Below are 1,243 nucleotides of genomic sequence, written 5' to 3' on the forward strand. Positions count from 1 at the left end.
CCCATGCGCAGGCGCGCATAGCCATTGCTCTTGTCGAGGTACAGCACCTGGCCCGGGTAGATCAGATGGGGGTTGGCGATCGCCGACAGATTCATGCCCCACAGCTCGGGCCAGCGCCAGGGCTGGCGCAGGAACAGCCCGGAAATTCCCCAGAGCGTGTCGCCGCGCCGCACCGTGTATTCATCGGGGGCGGTCGCCGACAGATCGCTCAGCGGCACACCCTGCTGCGCCACCTGCTGGGCCGTGGCGCGCTGCGCGGACGTCACCGGGTAGCCGCCCTGGGCATACACCGTGGACAGCGCGGCGAGCAGCACGGCCCCGATGCCGCAGGCCCGCGCATTGGAAAATGCCGTCATCTCAATCCCTCTTTTTGGTCAGGCCGCACGCCTGGCTTGTCGCTGCGGCAACCCTGCATGCCGCGCCGTGATCGTTGTCCCGGGCGCTCGACCCGCCCGCAGCCCATGATACTGGCGTGTCCCAGCGTGGGGGCAGCGAGCAAGGGCCGCCCCGCAGCGAGGCTGCCGTCCCCCTCCACCGAAGGTTGAGAGGGGGAAGACGCGAAGCGGCTCAGGGGGTGTTTCATTTCAGTACGTAACAAAGCTTCACAGATTCTCAACGCAAGGCCTTGATCAGGCAATGATTATTGAACCGGCGTCCAGCGAATAACTGCAAAAGTGGCGAAAATAGCGACATCATTTTGTTGGCTGCCATGGCAATTCTTCCCATCCTCTGCTACCCCGATCCACGCCTGCACAAGGTGGCCAAGCCGGTCACCGTGGTGGATGAGCGCATCCAGGCCCTGGTGGCCGACATGCTTGCGACCATGTACGACGCCCAGGGCATCGGCCTGGCGGCGACACAGGTCGACGCGCACGAGCGCGTGGTGGTGATCGATGTGTCGGAAGAGCGCGACCAGCCGATGACGCTGATCAACCCCGAGATCCTCTGGGCCAGCGACGAGAAGCAGGTCGGCGACGAAGGCTGCCTGTCGGTGCCGGGCATCTATGACGGCGTCGAACGCTCGACGGCCGTCAAGATCCGCGCGCTCGATGAAAAAGGCCAGTCGCGCGAGATCGACGCCGAAGGCATGCTGGCCATCTGCATCCAGCACGAGATGGACCACCTGATGGGCAAGGTCTTCGTCGAATACCTGTCGCCGCTCAAGCGCAACCGCATCAAGACCAAGCTGCCCAAGCAGCAAAAGCAGGACCGGCAATGAATCTCCACCCAGTGCTGTTCCGTG

At 64.0% G+C, this 1,243-nt stretch carries 2 protein-coding genes; one reads left to right on the plus strand and one right to left on the minus strand.

What is annotated here, in order from left to right; all coding sequences use genetic code 11:
• On the minus strand, positions 1–356 hold a 356-nt coding region (locus tag D3H34_RS32790), incomplete at its 3' end, for a LysM peptidoglycan-binding domain-containing protein (protein WP_147400603.1).
• Between the two features lie 353 nt (positions 357–709).
• On the opposite strand from D3H34_RS32790, the gene def reads away from it, so the two are divergent.
• Complete coding sequence (gene def, locus D3H34_RS32795; protein ID WP_119558880.1) at positions 710–1,219, plus strand: peptide deformylase; 510 nt, start codon at positions 710–712, stop codon at positions 1,217–1,219.
• The last annotated feature ends 24 nt before the right edge of the window (positions 1,220–1,243 follow it).

The sequence above is a fragment of the Acidovorax cavernicola genome (assembly GCF_003581445.1).

Excerpts from the sequence above, each read along its gene's own strand:
- def (WP_119558880.1), top strand. The coding sequence starts at position 710 with ATGGCAATTCTTCCCATCCTCTGCTACCCCGATCCACGCCTGCACAAG.